Source organism: Microcystis sp. LE19-131.1A (assembly GCF_027532015.1).
Lineage (GTDB): Bacteria > Cyanobacteriota > Cyanobacteriia > Cyanobacteriales > Microcystaceae > Microcystis > Microcystis ichthyoblabe_A.
Map to the genome: position 1 here is coordinate 1 of NZ_JAPZSS010000095.1, position 16,551 is coordinate 16,551.

Here is a 16,551-nt window from a genome sequence, read left to right on the forward strand (position 1 = left end):
TTTTATATCTGAGGTTTTCTCTAATTTCAGTCTCTAGCCAATAATTACTATTAAGTTTGTTGGTGAGGAGATTTTCAATCATTGGTAGTACCTCGGAAATTGAGCGGCTCTTCTCGACTTTGTGTGATAATTTTTGCTTATGGAATCGTGAAATGCTTATCGGGTAACACTTTTAGGACTATTTTGTCGAAGAAACTATCAGTATAGACCTCGTTTCCACACAGAAACCAGAAGAGCCATTGAGCGAGATTCTTGACAAAAAAAAGAACCGTAGTTTTGTTGAATTTCGTTCTCTAACCAAGAGCCAATACTAATAGCTATCAATCGTTCTTGTCGTGCGCCATTCAAGGAGACTTGAAAACGAGAAAAGGCAGATTGAGAACTGTTAGGAGTGGGAGAAGGTTCTGAACGTTGGCCTCGATAAATTTCTAGCATTCCTAGAGTAACCACTTCGTGAATATAATAATCTAAAGCGCTCACAGTCAGGACTAAAGCGGCTCTGAGGATATCCGATACATCTAGGGCCGAAGTAGTCTGAGATTTGAGGGAATTGTGGATAGCGATCAAGTCACGAACGCGGGCAATGCTAAGGCGAAATTGTTCAATTGCTAACTGCATAAATCTCGGAGGTAAGACCGATAACTTTGTCTGCTAAGTCAGAAAAAATCTTTTTAAAGTCCTCTTGTTTTTCTTGGGCTTGATCTAACACTGTACCTTGCCATCCTAATTGTTCAGCAGTTAGCGCAAAAACGGGCGTTTGATGCTCTTGAGATAAGGCAATAAGACTATTAAAATCAGGTATTTTTACTAGAGTACAGCAAGCCGGTACACCATTCTGATCGTAGATAAATTTCGGTAGCATCATGCCATTTTTTTCTAGAGATGGAATCATTTTATCGCCAATATTTTTCTCGATTGTGTTAATCCAGTTTTCAAAGGCTTTTGTTTCTTGACCACCTCTGATTCGATAGTTTTGAACAATAGTTCCCAAAAAATGTAGGTTAACTTCGGGGAAGGGATAGTTGGCGGTTTTGAGAATTGGTAAAGCACTAGCTGCCTTAGCCCATTGGTGCCACTTAGGCAAGATTTTAGTTAAAGAATCGATAGCCATAACCGAGAAAAAATCCGCTGTGGTTGGCACAATAAAAAAGTTGCTGGTCATCAGTATATTTTGATTGATTGACCCCAAACTGGGACTCATATCGATTAAAATATAGTCAGCTTGAAATCTTTCGGCAGTTTTGTCTAATAAATATGTAATCGCACCGGGGAGATTTTTTAAAGCCTGAATTGACCCACTAAGTTCTTGAGCAATACCTAGGGTAACTTCATATTCAGCCAACCCCACATGACCGGGCAATAGAAATAAACGATCACGACCATCAATAGGAATACATTCCACAGCTTCAATTAATCTCGGTTGAGACTCAAAAGCAGGCGCTAAAGCTGTTTTAATATTAGAGTAAGTATTGTAGATTGCTTGTAGTCTTTCCTCCCTATCTTCACTTTCATTATTCAAAGCCATACCAGTTAAGTTACATTGGGGATCGGTATCGACAATAATTACTCTTTTGCCCTTCTCAGCAAGCATCCAACCAAGGTTAAAAGTGGTTGTAGTTTTGCTCACTCCACCTTTATGATTAAAAAAAGCTATTTTTTGCACCATGGCATTAATTATATTTGAAGATTGTTGCCCTTGGTCATTATTGTAACATCAGTGTGGAGATTTTGCCATGACTTCTAGGCTAGAATCAGAGTTTCGGATTACTCGTTTTAATGCCTAGCAATTAAGGAAAAATTGCGCCATGGTTTCCACCCTAACAGCCCCAATCGGATATTTAAGCAATTTCATCGGGATTAATGCCCAATTCTCGCAGCTTTTGGGCTAATTTTTCCGCCCGTTGTTGTTCTCTTTCTTTGGCTAATCTTTCCTGTTCTTTGGCTAATCTTTCCTGTCGGGCCGACTCTTGAGGGGTGGGAACCAATTCACCTGATTCGGTGAAATAGCGCAATTTATTGGCAAAAATTCCTAAATATAATCCTAGTTGCTTACTCCATAAATAACCGTTTTCATTGGGGGTAATCGGTTGGTATTGTCCCTCGATTAAAGTGAATCCTTGCCATTCTAAAGTATTAGGATCAAACCAAAAATATTCAGGAGTCCGGAAAGTATGCTGATATAGTTCCTTTTTGGCTTTTCTGTCCACATTAGCGGTGGAATCGGAGAGAATTTCGATGATTAAATTGGGATATTTACCCCCTTCTCCCCAGACAACCCAACTTTTCCGGGGACGTTTCTCTGTATCTAAAACCACGAAGAAATCTGGTCCACAAAAATCTCGCTGTTTTAGTTGTCTTTCGTTATAATAAATAGTCAAATTACCCGAGGCATAGTAATCGTTTCTATCTTGCCAGAGCCATTCAAGACAAGATAATAATAAAATAATTTGTTGTAAATGCAGATCACTTTCCAAGGGTGGTTCATCACTCCATAAATCGGTGGGAGGACAGACAATATCGGTAGCAATATCTAGGGTTGTCATCGTTTATAAACCCATTGAGTCAATTTGGGGTGATTCTAGCAACAAGCCACAATCAATACAATTATATTATAAGTCCGATCGTTTTGCTTGTATATAGGGTGTTAGGAGTCGGTTGGGGAAGTCAGAATATCATGACCTCAATCCCCTTGGTTGAAGGACTTATAAAAACCAGAAAAAAGCAACTAAAATAACAGTGAGAGTGGCGGCAAAAATGAGAGCGTATTCAATTTTTTGATTGATAATACCAATAACCATGACTAGGGTAATTGCCAGAAGAAACACACCGATATAGACTAGATTTTGAGAACCTGAATTAACTAAATTATTATTTAAAGTCGGTGTGGGTGTGGGAGTTTGTAGAATTGTTGATGAGAGACTAATCGTAGAGGTAATGAACATAAATATTTATGACTACCATAGAACTAATTTTATACAGTAAACCGGACTGTCATCTTTGCGAAGGGTTGCTAGAAAAACTAGAAAAAATCCGTCAACCGGAGTGGCAGTTAGAAATTAGGGACATTACCAGTCGAGAGGATTGGTTTAACGCTTATCAGTACGAAATCCCCGTTCTCTGTCAAAAACTGGCCACGGGGGAAAAAATCCTCCCTCGTCTTTCCCCCCGGGCAAATGCCGAACAATTAGCCCGTCTTTTAGCCAATAATTTAACCTAGGGGCTAATTACCCGGACTAGGACTAAGGACCAGACTAGGAGAGGGAGAAGACTGGGCGACTGGTTGCGGTTTGGCTGCGGGTTGAGTTTGATACCATTTAAAGTGTTGGTAGGCCGTGCGCGATATTTGTTGAATCAGAGTCCTAGCGTTACTATCATTGTGGGGACGTTTGACCATCACTGCTCCTAGATAGCGTTTCCCGTTGGGCATATCAATAATCCCCGCATCCGCTAACATTGAGCCAATATCACCGGTTTTATGGGCAATATCGGCGGATTTCTCGATACCTTGGGGCAGCAGGGTGCGAGTGCGCGTTTCCTGCATAATATTCAATAGACGATCTCGGGAACGTAAACTAAGTAATTCCCCTTGATTAACTTTTCCTAAGATTGTCACCAAATCTCTCGGACTTGTGGTATTAGTTCCTTCCAAGTCTGGTAAAGGGTTATTAATTACCGTACTGGTCAAACCCCAAGCTTGAAAACGCTGATTAAGAGCCTTTTTGCCGCCCATCCGCTTAATTAACATATTAGTAGCGGTATTATCGCTAATTACGTTCATTTTAGTGGCGGTTTCTAGGGCAGTATAGGTTTTATTCAATCCTAGATACTGCATATCCCCAGACCCACTGGCCAGGACATCCTTAGTGGCCACAAGGGTTTCATCGAGACGAATTTTCCCCGCGTCCACATCCTCAAAAAAGGCCACCAGAATCGGGATTTTAATCGTACTAGCGGCAGCAAAAATAGTATCTCCGCGAAAATTAGCGTAAGCACCGTTATCAAGGTCAATAAATAATGCTCCCGCCTGTAATTTCGGATATTTGACCGCTAAAGCCTGTAATTTCTGGTTAAGGCTGCTGATATTTTCGTTTAAGACTAAGGTGGTCGGTTTTGGGGTGACGAGTTTGAGAGTCGGGGAATTAGTAGCGGTGGGTTTTGGGTGTAGGGGTAATTTGCTCGGATCCACCACCGTTAAAACCGTACCAGCGATCGCACCTAAACCGACACCAAGGATAGAGAAGCGAAGAACCTGAAGGAGAAAAGAAGCGATTAGGTTGGGTTTACGCTGTTTTTTTGTCCTTTTAACTGGCACAGGCCTTTTGTTATTGTTTGAGTCCACGGACCTAGGGGACTCAGGGCCAGATTGAACTTTACTAGGACGACGAGTTACTTGACGAGTCACGGTTTTCCTCAAGGGTATCCAGATTTATTATCGGTCGCTAGGAGAATTTTTTTTCTTGCCCTTGAGACTATCAAGACCGAGAAAAAGTTGCCCGATACTTTCAATATGACCGATAATACCCCGCAGCAGGGCTAATTCCTCCACCGTGGGCCGGGCCCGATGATAAAATTGCCGGAATTTCTCCATCCTAGCGGCGGCGGTGTGGGGGTAAAGATAGCCAATTTTGAGCAAAAAGCTCTCTAAGTGCTGATAATAGCCTTCTAGAGCCTCAAAAGTGGCATTAGGGAGCATTTCTAACGGGGGTTCGAGCCTATTTTCCGTCGCCATTTGGTACAGTTCGTAGGAGCAAACCGCCACCGCTTGGGCCAGATTAAGGGAGGAATATTGAGGATTAGCGGGAATACCGACAAAACGCTGGGCGTGGTTCAGCTCGCTGTTACTTAAACCCCGGTCTTCTGGCCCGAAAATTAGGGCCGATTCTAGGTTAGGGGTGAGTAACCAGGGTAAGGCGGTCCGGGGTGTTTCGAGGGGAGTATTCAGGTGACGGGGTTTCGAGGTGGTGGCAATGATGCGATGACAACCCTGCAAAGCTTCCCCCAGGGTGGCTACCTGTGAACAGTTTTCTAGGACTTCAATTCCGTGTACTGCCATGCGTCGCGCTTCTTCTGCAAGGATATCACAGACGGGATTGACGATAATTAAGCGACTTAAGCCCATATTCCGCATAATTCTGGCAGTGGAACCCACATTTAAGGCTCCAGCTGGTTCAACTAAAATAATTCTCAGGCGATCGAGTGGGGAACTCGGATTATTTTCATCTACACTCATAGATAAGGCGCAGTTTTTGACTTTTTAATTTTAATCATGGCACGTCAGCTCTCGAAGTCCGATCTTCCCAGTAAAATTTGTCCCGTTTGCGGTTTATCCTTTACTTGGCGCAAAAAGTGGCAAAACTGTTGGCATGAGGTCAAATACTGTTCAGAACGCTGTCGTCGTCGCAAGTCCTCGGTGAATCAGTAAAAAGCCGAGAATTTTAACTATCAAATAGGCACTCTTGCAAAAGGCAATTTTTAGCTGAGGACTTAGATGGGTAATTAATTTTGCTTAGGTACTCTATTCGCTTTTAATTTTACGGCTAATTTAGTAAGCTGATATTTGGCTAAATTAACTTTTTCTTAAGAGAATCTCAATGCACATTGCCTGGTTAGGAAAAAAATCTCCTTTTTGCGGTAACGTTACCTATGGGCGAGAAGTGACTAATTCCCTGCTCGATCGAGATTATCAAGTCAGTTTTCTGCATTTTTCTTCCGAAAAACCCACCGTAAGCGATTGGCCCGACTTTTACGACGAAATCACCCTGCCACGTCTCTATAGTTCCCAAGTCTATACTATTCCCACCCTGAAATCGAGTCGGGTTCTACAGGATAAACTCAGGGAACTGAAACCCGATCTAGTTCATGCGTCCTTACCCCTGTCTCCCCTCGATTTTCTGCTACCGGAAATTTGTGAGTCTTTAGATTTGCCTCTGGTGGCGACTTTTCACCCGGCTTTTGATAGTAAAATTCGCAATCTCATCTCTAGTACCCAATTATTAACCTACCAACTACACGCCCCTTTTTTAGCTAATTACGATAAAGTAATTATTTTTTCCACCTCTCAACGGGATTTTTTAGTTAAATTGGGAGTTCCCGAAGAAAAATTAGCAATTATTCCCAATGGGGTTGATATTAATAAGTATTGTCCAGGACTATCGAATATTAAAGCTCAATATAATGCCGATTGTTTATTTATTTATCTCGGTCGGATCATGCCGGAGAAAAATGTAGAATCTTTATTGAAAGCCTGGAAAAAAACCAATTTAGGGGATAGATGCAAACTGCTCATTGTTGGAGATGGTCCGTTAACTCCTTCCCTTAAACCTTTTTATGGGGAAGAAGATGGTATTATCTGGTTAGGTTTTATCGGCGATGAAAATAAACGAATTGAAATTCTGCGCGGGGTTGACGGCTTTATTTTACCCTCTTTAGTGGAAGGTTTATCGATTTCCCTTTTGGAAGCGATGGCCTGCGGTGTTGCTTGTCTGGCTACGGATGTGGGTGCCGATGGGGAAGTGTTAAAAGGTGCGGGAATAGTTCTAGATACTAGAGGACTAATTACCCAATTAAAAACTCTCTTGCCTGTATTACGAGATCATCCCGAATTAACCACAATTTTAGGTCAAAAAGCCCGTCAAAGAGTTTTAGACTCTTACACTCTTAGCAAAAATATCGATCGCTTACAGTTAGTTTATCAAGAAGTGTTAGCTCAAAAACATTCTTCTCTTAGCTACTTTCACTAAGGAATTTATATGACGATTGCCCGGACAATTTGCTTGGGATTTATGGCGGTAATTTTAGCGGGAACTTCCCTGTTAATGTTGCCTGTTTCTACCACTAGCGGCACTTGGAATGATCCAATTGTTGCCCTCTTTACCTCCACTTCTGCTGTCTGTGTCACGGGTTTAGCAGTGGTAGATACGGGTACTTATTTTTCTTTTTGGGGTCAATTATTTATCGCTTTATTAATTCAAGTGGGTGGACTGGGATATATGACCACTACCACTTTTTTAATGTTATTAATTGGGCGAAAATTTGACCTGAGACAGAAGTTAGCAATTCAAGAATCTTTTGATCGACCTTTCCTACAAGGTAGTCAAAGTTTAATGAAATCAGTGATTGCTACTACTTTAGTTTTTGAGTTAACAGCAACTTTTGTTATGTTAACTGTCTTCGCCCAAAAGTATGATTTTAGATATGCGGTGTGGTTATCTTTATTTCATAGTATTAGTGCTTGGAATAATGCGGGTTTTGGCTTGTTTAAAGATAACTTGATGTCCTATCATTCTTCAATTATTATTAACTTATCTATCACAGGACTGATCATTTTTGGAGGTATCGGTTATCAGGTAATTATCGAGTTTTACACTTGGTTTATTTACCGCTTTCAATATAAACGAAAAGGCTTTGTTTTTTCTCTTAACTATAAAGTTGCTATCAGCACAACTATATTTTTATTAGTGATAGGAACCTTGGCTTTTTTACTTACTGAACAGGGAAATGGTGACACTTTGGCTAATTTATCACTGAAAGATAAATTGCTGGGTGCTTGGTTCCAATCGGTAACATCGAGAACAGCAGGATTTAATACCATTGATATTGGTAAAATTTCCGTAGAAGGTTTATTAATTACCATGGCTTTGATGTTTATAGGAGCCAGTCCTAGCGGTACAGGGGGAGGTATTAAAACCACAACTTTTAGGATTTTATATAACTGTACCCGCTCGGTTTTACGGGGACGTGAAGAAGTGACTCTTTATCAAAGACGCATTCCTATGCCGTTAATTTTAAAGTCAATGGCGGTGGTTTTTGGTTCAGTTATAGCGATTATTATCTCCACCCTAGCTATCTCATTTGTGGAGACAGATTTTAAAATGATTCAACTATTTTTCGAGGTAGTTTCTGCCTTTGGAACTGTCGGCTTATCTATGGGAATAACCGCCGCTTTATCACCGATTTCTAAGTTAATTATCGTTTTTATGATGTATCTTGGACGGGTAGGAGTTATACTTTTAATAGCGGCCATTATCGGCGATCCGAAACCAACAGTTATTAATTACCCCGAAGAAAACCTTTTAGTGGGATAATTAATATCAGTTATCAGTTATCAGTTATCAGTTTCTCTTGTCTCCTCACTCATTGACACTAGCATTTTAAATGCGTAACAGTTTAACTTCTTATGCAATCAATTAAATTTTTTAGTAGTATGCGTCCCCAAAATCGCCAATTTGCCGTCATCGGATTAGGCAGATTTGGGCGAGCCGTTTGTGAAACCCTACGCAAACAAGGTTATCAAGTGGTAGGGACAGATATTGACGAAGGATTAGTAGCACAAGCGTTATCTGATCGAATAGTAGATAATGCGATCGAGCTTGATTCTACCAAACCTAACGCTCTGCGAGAAGCGGGAATTTTTGAAACCGATACGGTGATTGTCGCTATTGGTAAATACGTGGAAGAAAGTATCATTACTACTCTCAATTGTAAGGAAGCAGGGGTTAATTTTGTCGCCGCTAAAGCCTCCACAGAAATCCATGGAAAATTACTCAAAAAAGTTGGCGCAGATTTAGTAGTGTTTCCCGAATACGATGCCGGTTGTGAGTTAGCGCACCGTTTAACTAGACCATCAATTTTAGAACGATTTGATCTCGATCCCGAACATAGTATTGTCGAGTTAAAAGTCCCGGAGGCTTTTCACGGTAAAACCCTAGCAGAGTTAGAAATTCGTAATCGTTATGGGTTAAATATTGTCGCTGTCGGTAATGCGGAAAAATTCAAGATTAACCCCAATCCCCAAGAAAGATTACACAAGGATTTAGCCATGGTGGTGATTGGTTCTAACCGAGATATTCAGCGTTTACCGATTTGACACTCCCCGCTCTAAAGAGACGGGGATTCTTGGTTCACAGAGATTACTTGCTTAGACAGAATTGCTTCTGAAAAAGTAGAGGTATTCTCTCCCCAAGCGTTTATTGGATCGAGCCCAAAGGTTCCGGTATGCCCTACCGTACTTAGTCCCCTTTTAAGGATGTTGATTGCGGCGTTTTCATCCCTATCCAAAACACATCCACATTTGCACTGATGGGTTCTAGTCGATAAAGATTTTTTGACAGTTTCACCACAGTTTGAACAGTTTTGGCTTGTATAATTCGGTGAGACAGCAATCGTTATCTTGCCGAATTTAACCCCAAAATACTCTATCCATTCCCGAAACTGATACCAGGCCGCATCATTTATCGATTTAGCTAGACAATGATTCTTGACTAAGTTCTTAACTCTTAAATCCTCGTAGGCTATCACATCGCTAGAGTGAACTACGCACCTTGCTAATTTCACAGCAAAGTCTTGACGTTGCCTATTTACTTTAAGGTGAGCTTTAGCTAATCTTTGTCTAGCTTTTTGACGATTTTTACTTCCCTTTTTCTTTTTAGATAATCGCCTTTGAAGTCGTTTTAATCGTTTCTCGGACTTTCTCAAGAATTGAGGATTATCAACCTTGTTGCCATTGTTATCTGTATAGAAAGAAGCCAAACCTACATCTAAGCCAATACACTTACCTGATGGTTTAACATCTTCTTTAACGTCACAAGAAAGGACAAATTGACAATAATAACCGTCCGCTCTCCGAATCAACCTAACCCGTTTAATATCGGATTCTTGAAAGTACCCTAAATCCCAAGTTCCTACCAACTTAAGAACACCAATGTTTTTCTTGTCAGTGAACTTAACAGTTTTAGGGCTAAGAAGCTTCCATCCTGATTGTTTGTATTCAACAGAGCGAGATTTTTTAAATTGAGGATACCCCTTTTTGCCTGATACTTTACGTTTACAGTTGTCGTAAAAACGACTAATTGAACTCCAAGCACGTTCAGCACTTGCCTGTCTAGCAGTTGAATTAAGTTCATCGGCAAATTTAAAGTCCTGAGCTAATTCTTTAGAATATCGGTATAAATCGTTCTTACCCGTACCTTTTGTATCCATCCATAACCTTACACATTTGTTACGGATGAATTGAGCAGTACGAATAGCATCGTCTATGGCTTGATACTGTTGAGTTTTAGCTTTAACTTTAAACTCTAAGACAAACATTTTACGCAGGGGGGACTTAGACAAAATCAGTATAGCACAATAAAAGTTAAGTTAACAAGATATAGTTTAAAAAGCCGTCCTAAAAGGACGGGGCTTTAACCCAAAATTTCGGTAAATTTTAGTCAAACATTTGATTTACTTAGTTTCTAATCCTCTTTTTAGGTAGGAGAATTGTCAGAGCCTTTCTCTTGCCTATTGCCTATTGCCTTCAGAAACTGATAACTGATAACTGATTAATTTCCTCGCCAAAAGACAATCGAATTATTGAGAGGTTGAATGGTGGTGCCGGGATAATAGAAAGCGAGAATTTGTTCGGGAGACCAACCCAAACGGGCTAAATTATAGGAACCAAATTGACTTAATCCCACCCCGTGGCCAAAACCGCCACCAATAAAGTTATAACCCTGGATCTGTCGATTGGTATCGTAGATAGGATCGATGTAGAATAGGGTACTGCGAGGCGGTCCCAAAGCACTACGCACCTCATTTTTATGCAGTTCCAAAATCCCCTTATCGGTTTGAATGGTCATAGTCAGAATCCGACCGGAAGGAGAGCGTTTAGTCACTTCCATCCATTGGATTTTCTGGAAGTCGGCCAGGGGATGTTTTCGCCGTGTTAGATAGGTTTCTAGGTCTTGACTCAAATCAGCTAAAGAAGCTTGTTTTTGCCAGCGAAAAACCCGTCGTCCCGTCTCATTAAAACCATCTTTAAGATTAATAAACTGGCGAAAAGTTGTCTCATTAGCGAGGGATTGTTTCGACAGATCCCAAACTCGATTAGGGGAGTCCACCACTGCCCGGAGATAAGGTCTTTCTTCCCCATCCCACACATCACTAAAGAGGGCAGTTACTCCGCCGGTGGTGGAGGAATAAAGGGCATCCACTAACTCATTTTGGTAGGTTAAAACCAGTCCTTGGGTAGCTGCGATCGCTTGATCAGCCCGGGGATTAGTTCCCGTCAATCCATAATAAACTTGACAATGGGTATCGGCACAGAGTTCGTAATTATCGGCTTGAAAACGGCGGAGATTGCGGAGGGCGTAGGTACGGGCGATAATAGTTTGCGCTTGGGTGGCACTTTCTGGGGCATCATGACCGATTTCGTGGGGGACAACCCCGCGCAGGTAGGTTTCGAGGGGAACGTTATTAACTAGGGTAAAAGTGCCGTAGGCGTTGGGCTGTAGGCGCATAGTCCCACCGTACAAACGTACCTGATCGGGGCTATGGCTGACTTGAATTAGGTTTTTTTGGCTCTCGATTTCCAATTCTTTGGGAAAATAGCGCACCCCGTTGATTTGGAAAGAAACTTGCGGCTTTTCTTTGAGTAAAACACTATTAATATAGGGTTGATTGTAGCCTTTGGCTTGCAAACTGGTCAGCAACCAATGTCGCACTAGGGGATTTTCATAAACTTCTCGCTTTGCCCAAACCTGCCAGCGTCCGGGTTGGGTGATTTCCACTTTAATGCCCATTTTTGCCCAGTTTTTGGCGCTATTTTCGGCGGTTTCAAAGGTGGCGTGGTCGCTTAAAATGACTTTTTCTTGGAGGATGGGAGAAGCAAGGGGACGGGGAATAACTTCTAATTGTAGGCGATTGGTTTGCAGGGTTTGGGATTGGCCATCTTCTCCTACCACGCGCAGGGTGAGATTATCACCACTGGTACTGCTCAGGGTTAATTTTTCCTTGGCTTCATCGCCAAAACGTTGGACAATGCCCACTCTCAGAAGTACATCCTTGGCCATAGCGGCAGGAATTAGGGTTAAACTGAGCAAGATCGCCGCAGTTATGGAACCGATGCTAATTATTGGTTTTTTTTCCTTGATTTTTAGCATAAAGTCAAGTATCTGTTAATAAGTTTTCATAAAATTTGAGGATATTCAGAGATTATAGCAGCAAGCCGTTGGGGAAATGGGGAAATGGGGAAATGGGGAATTTCAGCTAAAACCCTAAAAACCCAACACCCTAAAACCCCAACCGCCAACAAAGCACCTAACTTCCCCCATCGCTGATAATGCGTAAACGTACCGTTTTTTGCCCACCCTCATCCAGTTCTACTTCGATCACTTCACTGGTTAAACTTTCTAAACAGGTTAACATCGATCGCAGATGGGGATTACTTGCTCCTGTATCCACATAGAGGCGATCGGACAAACTACCCAAACGTTTCCAAGTAGTATAAAGTTTAGCCACAGCCTGCTCTAATTGTGTGGCTTGTTTAACCAGATCCGCCGCCGTATTTAGACAATCGACGCGCAAAGCTTCTTCTAGAGCCATTTCAATATCTAAATTACCCCGTCGGAGAGTTTGTACTTGGGCCGCCGCGTCGAGATATTTAGCTAAACTGCGTGCTTCCGAGGTGATTAATTTTACCGTGTCCACATCGGGATTAGCGGCGATTTCTTGACGGAGAGTGTCGATATGAGTATCGGGTAACTTTTCTAATTCTTTCACTAGGGGAGCGAGATGACGCGCCGGTAAACTGCCATCGCTGGCTTTTTCCTTCACTTCATCGGGTAGTAAGTCTGAACTCATCGCCGTCCATTCATCGGCCAATTGTTTCACCTCCCGACGAGTAATTCTCTCCCCTTGTCGGGCCGCATCACTGACTAATTTTTGAATTTCGGGGGCAGATTTGGCCGTTTCTACGAAGGCGCGTTTACTAAAATTATTGATACTATCGGGATCCAGTTGTCCTTCTGCTAGGAGAGTATCGGCACTATTAGCCAATTGAATCAGAGCATAAGCTTGACTTTTAGTGATTTCTCGCTGTTTTAACCAGTTTAAAAAGCCCGTACCGCGACTATCACCGCCTTGCTTCTCCCGGTCGCGAATAGCTCGTAAAATTCGCCCCCGCCAGATTTCTGTTTGCAAATCAAAGCGATCGCAAACTTTCCAAAAAGAATCCAGTTGCTGCTGAAAGTCATGATCTTGGATAGTTTCATCTTCGGGATCCGGCAGTTGAAAGTTAAACTCTAGAGGCGTTTCAAAGGCATCAATGATCGCGGAGGTGTCGGAGGAGAACGTCGCAGCATCAACCATAGGATAGACTCGGCAGTTAATCAGGCATTTTATCTTAACTCGCTCAGGCAACCCCCGACAAGCCGATTAATCTTCAGGTAAAACCCCACACCCTGTTCCCACGAACAACTTTTTGCCGCAAACCCTAGTTAGGGGAAGCATTGGGGGGACTCGGACTGGTGACAGGTGCGGGAGGTGTCGTCCCGGTTGTGGGACTCGGACCGGTGACGGGTGCGGAAGGTGTCGTCCCGGTCGTGGGACTCGGACTGGTGACAGGTGCGGGAGGTGTCGTCCCGGTCGTGGGACTGGTGACGGGTGCGGGAGAAATCGATGGATTGGGAGCGGGATGACGACCCAAGAATTGCCAAGCGATCGCAGCCAGCAAACCGAGAACACCGATAGCGATCGCCGCCATCGGGGGTGAAACGCTAGTGAGCGCGGGGGGAAAAGTACGACTAGAAACCGAAGAAGATGCAGGGGAGGGAGTGGGTATTGCCGTCACCACTTCTTCTCCGGGGTCGGTGTCCCCGTTGTGATCAAAATCTTGGTCATTAAGATGGGGAATAATTCGTTCTTTGGCCTCAGCATAAATTAAAGGCCTGACAGTTTCAGCCGCAGGAACTACCCGACAATAAACTAGGGCGATGGTGGAGTTATCGTGACCGTTTTTCTGGTTAGCTAGTTGTAATAAACTTTCCCCCACGGCCGTCACGGTTTTCTCTCCTCGCAAAAGAGGCAGAATTTCACTGTCCCAGTATTGTTCTACCCGATCATAATCACTTAAACCATCGGAACAGAGGAGAAAAACACAATCTTGATCAACAATCAACCTCTGAACAGTGGGATGGAGATTAGTGGCGCTACCCATGCCCAAAGCTTGCACCAAAGCCCCCGCGTTGGGATACTGTATGGCATCACGATAGAGGAGATAGCCTAATTTCACTTCCCTGGAAGCGAGATCATCATCTACCGTCACTTGATGACAACCTTGGGGAGTAATCCAATAGATACGGGAATCCCCCACATGGGCAACGTACATTTCCTGAGCATGGCCAAAGGCCATAACTAGAGTCGTACCCATGCGCCGGCGGTCTTGTCTTGACTCCTGATCGTTGCGTTGACTGATCAGATCATTGGTGACACGAATCGCCTGTTCGAGGACAAGACTGTAACTATCGGGATAGACTTCCATATCAGTGGTGGGACTGGGATTAATTTCCCTAGGCAGGGTTTCGATCGCCAATTGAGAAGCGATTTCGCCCCCTTCCTGACCGCCGATGCCATCACAGACAATCGCCAGGGGATTTTGACCATTAGACAGGGTTATGGCCTGATTAGCTGGGGGATAACAGCCATCCTCGTTGTGTTCCCGCATCGGACCGGTATCGGTGCAGGTGAAAATCTCATAGCTGCGCTCTTGACCTGCACCGTAGTGCTGTAGGGCATAATCGAGAATAGCGATCAGGGATTCTGGGCGATCGAGATCACCGGATTCTAGTTCTTGGGTTAGGGATGCGAGAAAATCTTGAATATTAGCGGCTGCCGTCGGGATCAGACTGGACCAGAAGGCCCCTAAATCTTTGAAATTGGGAGCGGTAGCCTCGTCTTTGCTTAATTCTAGCAATTGCAGCAGCTGATTATTCACTCTCGTCAGAAAAGGGTTAAGCAGACTAGAAACCACAGCTTTTTTCTGGAGGGGATGCCAGAGTTTGGCCATTTGCCATAACCAGTGAATTTGCCTTAAATCGGAAGCTTGCGACCAAACCTCGGCCAGAGTGGGCAATAGTTGTGGATAAATTAATTCTCCCGTTTCATCGAGGGGAATAGTGCCGTATTCTAACAGCCAGATGTCCATTTCTAAGCGTTCGTCGGGACTGGGAATATAGCCATAGACTTGGGGAATATGGAGATGAAATGGTAACAATTTTAGGTAGAGGGAGAGCCAGCTAGGAGGTTCTTCCGGTGCTTCGGGTGCTTGAGCGGGTTTAGTATCAAGAACAATTTGTGGTTGTTTGACCAAATAACGATTATCAATTAGCTCACCAACACGATAATAGCTTCTCACCCAATCACCCATCATCCATAAATAGCGCTTAACTAAAGGAGTACCGCATTTTTCACAGAATCTATTAGTGAGAGCGTTCGAGGATAGACAAGTTAGGTTTTGACATTGGAGGGTTGTCAGGGAGTCCATGAAAACTGCTTACTCCTAAAGCGCGATTAGTATAGGTTACTAAAATAGCGTGTTTTTACCACGTTGACTGCCAGTGTATTGCAGTGTTTCCCAAATTTTAACCTTTGTCGCTTGATCGACAATAATTAGGGTTTGCGGCAAAAAGTTTTTCCTAGGGCCAGGGTGTGGGGTATGGGGTGTGGGGTGTGGGGTGTGGGGAGAATAAATAAAATAATCTCCTGTCTCCTGTCTCCTGAATCCTGTCTCCTGACGACCAGCTCCTAAAAGTTTCTAAATATTTTTCCACATCAGCAAAGAGCGAGTTTGAAAGCCGAGATTTTGGTAGAGATTGAGAGCATTGTCGTTATTGATGAAGACCTGTAAACCGATGCGGGTTTGTCCGCGACTTTTTGCCCAATCCTTAGCTCGATCGATTAGTGCGCTGGCGATACCTTGGCGACGATGCTGGGGATCGACGTAAATTAGGAAAATATGACCATAGCGATCGCCTGTCACCTGATCGACGGCGCTCCCCATCCAGAGACAAGCGATCGCCGTTTGTTGTCCTTCGACGATCCACAGGGGAGTATCAAGGCCAAAAAACTGTCTGACTGTATCAGCTAGATGGGAGAGGTTTTTTTGTTCGGGAAAAAATTCTTGATAGCTGCGGGTGAGAAAATTAATGAGTAGATAGCGATCGCCCATTTTGCCCAGTCGCAGCCGATAATCTTCGGGAAGGTTAGCCATGCCAAGGATAAGAGAAAATTATGCCCAGGGATGGCTCGATCGGAGCGGGTGCCGCTAAATCTGCCGGCAAAAAAATCCGGATGCCAGTGGCAACCAGAGCCACTAAAAACACTAAGATAGTCAGGAGCGGGGCGATATATTGCCGGAAAAAAGCCATAATTATTTGATCTCTAAACTGCTGTTCCTTCTATTTTAGGGATTGCCAGTGGAGATATCGGCAATTTTTTTCCTAAAAATTCGCCCAAAAAAAAGTGATCGGCATACCGATCACTACATACCGACAACTAGACTATGACTAAACACCGATTAAATCTAACGAAGGTGCAAATAGGCCGCCTCTGCTTCTAATTGACGCACTAAAGCTTCATTTCCCTGCGCTCTAGCTACTTCCAGTCGGTGTTGCAAATTTCTGCGGAGTGTTTCTCTATGAGCGACGGTGGCCTGTGTTAGGACTTGCTGACGATTTTTGTTCATGATGGACAGATTTTTGAGCGACTTAACTTACCTTATATCTAAATCATAACATT

At 43.2% G+C, this 16,551-nt stretch carries 18 protein-coding genes; 5 read left to right on the forward strand and 13 right to left on the reverse strand.

All coding sequences use genetic code 11. The annotated features are described in order from the left end of the window. Positions 1-198 precede the first annotated feature (198 nt). The 4 genes from O9323_RS08225 to O9323_RS08240 form a co-directional block, all read right to left on the reverse strand. Positions 199-618: a hypothetical protein gene (locus tag O9323_RS08225; protein WP_288124939.1), complete on the reverse strand. Its 420-nt coding sequence runs from the start codon at positions 616-618 to the stop codon at positions 199-201. Then, entirely contained in the window at positions 602-1,666 is a 1,065-nt protein-coding gene (locus tag O9323_RS08230; protein ID WP_002750534.1) for a ParA family protein, read from the reverse strand. The genes O9323_RS08225 and O9323_RS08230 overlap by 17 nt, the downstream gene beginning before the upstream one ends. 172 nt (positions 1,667-1,838) lie before the next feature. Then, positions 1,839-2,543, reverse strand: a complete 705-nt coding sequence (locus O9323_RS08235) for a Uma2 family endonuclease (RefSeq protein WP_002750532.1) — start codon at positions 2,541-2,543, stop codon at positions 1,839-1,841. 159 nt (positions 2,544-2,702) lie between these two features. After that, the gene (locus O9323_RS08240) at positions 2,703-2,942 is read right to left on the reverse strand and encodes a hypothetical protein (RefSeq protein ID WP_002750530.1); all 240 of its coding nucleotides are present in this window, start codon (positions 2,940-2,942) and stop codon (positions 2,703-2,705) included. A gap of 8 nt (positions 2,943-2,950) precedes the next feature. On the opposite strand from O9323_RS08240, the gene O9323_RS08245 reads away from it, so the two are divergent. After that, positions 2,951-3,217, forward strand: a complete 267-nt coding sequence (locus tag O9323_RS08245; protein ID WP_002750529.1) for a glutaredoxin family protein — start codon at positions 2,951-2,953, stop codon at positions 3,215-3,217. 3 nt (positions 3,218-3,220) lie between these two features. Here the strand turns inward: O9323_RS08245 and O9323_RS08250 are convergent, their stop codons facing one another. Together O9323_RS08250 and O9323_RS08255 are read right to left on the reverse strand one after the other, a co-directional pair. Then, a complete protein-coding gene (locus O9323_RS08250) occupies positions 3,221-4,402 on the reverse strand; it encodes a serine hydrolase (RefSeq protein WP_002750527.1) in 1,182 nt (393 codons plus the stop codon). Positions 4,403-4,429: 27 nt separating this feature from the next. Next, entirely contained in the window at positions 4,430-5,230 is an 801-nt protein-coding gene (locus O9323_RS08255; protein WP_002750525.1) for an RNA methyltransferase, read from the reverse strand. Positions 5,231-5,266: 36 nt separating this feature from the next. On the opposite strand from O9323_RS08255, the gene O9323_RS08260 reads away from it, so the two are divergent. The 4 genes from O9323_RS08260 to O9323_RS08275 all read left to right on the forward strand — a co-directional run bounded on the left by O9323_RS08260 (position 5,267) and on the right by O9323_RS08275 (position 8,866). Next, on the forward strand, positions 5,267-5,422 hold the full coding sequence (locus tag O9323_RS08260; RefSeq protein ID WP_002777610.1) for a DUF2256 domain-containing protein: 156 nt from the start codon (positions 5,267-5,269) through the stop codon (positions 5,420-5,422). A 169-nt stretch (positions 5,423-5,591) separates the two neighbouring features. Then, a complete protein-coding gene (locus tag O9323_RS08265) occupies positions 5,592-6,740 on the forward strand; it encodes a glycosyltransferase family 4 protein (RefSeq protein ID WP_002750522.1) in 1,149 nt (382 codons plus the stop codon). A gap of 9 nt (positions 6,741-6,749) precedes the next feature. Next, complete coding sequence (locus O9323_RS08270) at positions 6,750-8,084, forward strand: TrkH family potassium uptake protein (RefSeq protein WP_002733049.1); 1,335 nt, start codon at positions 6,750-6,752, stop codon at positions 8,082-8,084. Between the two features lie 92 nt (positions 8,085-8,176). Then, positions 8,177-8,866: a potassium channel family protein gene (locus O9323_RS08275; RefSeq protein WP_002750520.1), complete on the forward strand. Its 690-nt coding sequence runs from the start codon at positions 8,177-8,179 to the stop codon at positions 8,864-8,866. Between the two features lie 11 nt (positions 8,867-8,877). On the opposite strand, the gene O9323_RS08280 is transcribed toward O9323_RS08275, so the two are convergent. From O9323_RS08280 to pirA, 7 genes are all read right to left on the reverse strand, one after another. Next, positions 8,878-10,086, reverse strand: coding sequence for an RNA-guided endonuclease InsQ/TnpB family protein (locus tag O9323_RS08280; RefSeq protein ID WP_002750518.1), 1,209 nt, complete (start codon positions 10,084-10,086; stop codon positions 8,878-8,880). Positions 10,087-10,319: 233 nt separating this feature from the next. After that, the gene (locus O9323_RS08285) at positions 10,320-11,918 is read right to left on the reverse strand and encodes a SpoIID/LytB domain-containing protein (protein ID WP_002750516.1); all 1,599 of its coding nucleotides are present in this window, start codon (positions 11,916-11,918) and stop codon (positions 10,320-10,322) included. A gap of 157 nt (positions 11,919-12,075) precedes the next feature. Further along, positions 12,076-13,125, reverse strand: coding sequence for a hypothetical protein (locus tag O9323_RS08290; protein ID WP_002734161.1), 1,050 nt, complete (start codon positions 13,123-13,125; stop codon positions 12,076-12,078). 124 nt (positions 13,126-13,249) lie between these two features. Continuing rightward, positions 13,250-15,298 (reverse strand): PP2C family protein-serine/threonine phosphatase, encoded by a 2,049-nt coding sequence (locus O9323_RS08295; protein WP_288124941.1) that lies wholly within the window; start codon positions 15,296-15,298, stop codon positions 13,250-13,252. A 270-nt stretch (positions 15,299-15,568) separates the two neighbouring features. Continuing rightward, the gene (locus O9323_RS08300; RefSeq protein WP_002750513.1) at positions 15,569-16,024 is read right to left on the reverse strand and encodes a GNAT family N-acetyltransferase; all 456 of its coding nucleotides are present in this window, start codon (positions 16,022-16,024) and stop codon (positions 15,569-15,571) included. Further along, the gene (locus O9323_RS08305; protein WP_002732944.1) at positions 16,017-16,181 is read right to left on the reverse strand and encodes a DUF8624 family small hydrophobic protein; all 165 of its coding nucleotides are present in this window, start codon (positions 16,179-16,181) and stop codon (positions 16,017-16,019) included. The genes O9323_RS08300 and O9323_RS08305 overlap by 8 nt, the downstream gene beginning before the upstream one ends. A 155-nt stretch (positions 16,182-16,336) precedes the next feature. Further along, positions 16,337-16,498, reverse strand: coding sequence for an arginine synthesis PII-interacting regulator PirA (gene pirA, locus O9323_RS08310; protein WP_002733724.1), 162 nt, complete (start codon positions 16,496-16,498; stop codon positions 16,337-16,339). Between the last annotated feature and the right edge of the window lie 53 nt (positions 16,499-16,551).

What these genes read in the sequence shown, in the direction of transcription:
- O9323_RS08225 (WP_288124939.1), bottom strand. Translation starts at nt 618, where the DNA reads ATGCAGTTAGCAATTGAACAATTTCGCCTTAGCATTGCCCGCGTTCGT.
- O9323_RS08230 (WP_002750534.1), bottom strand. Translation starts at nt 1,666, where the DNA reads ATGGTGCAAAAAATAGCTTTTTTTAATCATAAAGGTGGAGTGAGCAAA.
- O9323_RS08235 (WP_002750532.1), bottom strand. Translation starts at nt 2,543, where the DNA reads ATGACAACCCTAGATATTGCTACCGATATTGTCTGTCCTCCCACCGAT.
- O9323_RS08240 (WP_002750530.1), bottom strand. Translation starts at nt 2,942, where the DNA reads ATGTTCATTACCTCTACGATTAGTCTCTCATCAACAATTCTACAAACT.
- O9323_RS08245 (WP_002750529.1), top strand. Translation starts at nt 2,951, where the DNA reads ATGACTACCATAGAACTAATTTTATACAGTAAACCGGACTGTCATCTT.
- O9323_RS08255 (WP_002750525.1), bottom strand. Translation starts at nt 5,230, where the DNA reads ATGAGTGTAGATGAAAATAATCCGAGTTCCCCACTCGATCGCCTGAGA.
- O9323_RS08260 (WP_002777610.1), top strand. Translation starts at nt 5,267, where the DNA reads ATGGCACGTCAGCTCTCGAAGTCCGATCTTCCCAGTAAAATTTGTCCC.
- O9323_RS08265 (WP_002750522.1), top strand. Translation starts at nt 5,592, where the DNA reads ATGCACATTGCCTGGTTAGGAAAAAAATCTCCTTTTTGCGGTAACGTT.
- O9323_RS08270 (WP_002733049.1), top strand. Translation starts at nt 6,750, where the DNA reads ATGACGATTGCCCGGACAATTTGCTTGGGATTTATGGCGGTAATTTTA.
- O9323_RS08275 (WP_002750520.1), top strand. Translation starts at nt 8,177, where the DNA reads ATGCAATCAATTAAATTTTTTAGTAGTATGCGTCCCCAAAATCGCCAA.
- O9323_RS08280 (WP_002750518.1), bottom strand. Translation starts at nt 10,086, where the DNA reads ATGTTTGTCTTAGAGTTTAAAGTTAAAGCTAAAACTCAACAGTATCAA.
- O9323_RS08285 (WP_002750516.1), bottom strand. Translation starts at nt 11,918, where the DNA reads ATGCTAAAAATCAAGGAAAAAAAACCAATAATTAGCATCGGTTCCATA.
- O9323_RS08290 (WP_002734161.1), bottom strand. Translation starts at nt 13,125, where the DNA reads ATGGTTGATGCTGCGACGTTCTCCTCCGACACCTCCGCGATCATTGAT.
- O9323_RS08295 (WP_288124941.1), bottom strand. Translation starts at nt 15,298, where the DNA reads ATGGACTCCCTGACAACCCTCCAATGTCAAAACCTAACTTGTCTATCC.
- O9323_RS08300 (WP_002750513.1), bottom strand. Translation starts at nt 16,024, where the DNA reads ATGGCTAACCTTCCCGAAGATTATCGGCTGCGACTGGGCAAAATGGGC.
- O9323_RS08305 (WP_002732944.1), bottom strand. Translation starts at nt 16,181, where the DNA reads ATGGCTTTTTTCCGGCAATATATCGCCCCGCTCCTGACTATCTTAGTG.
- pirA (WP_002733724.1), bottom strand. Translation starts at nt 16,498, where the DNA reads ATGAACAAAAATCGTCAGCAAGTCCTAACACAGGCCACCGTCGCTCAT.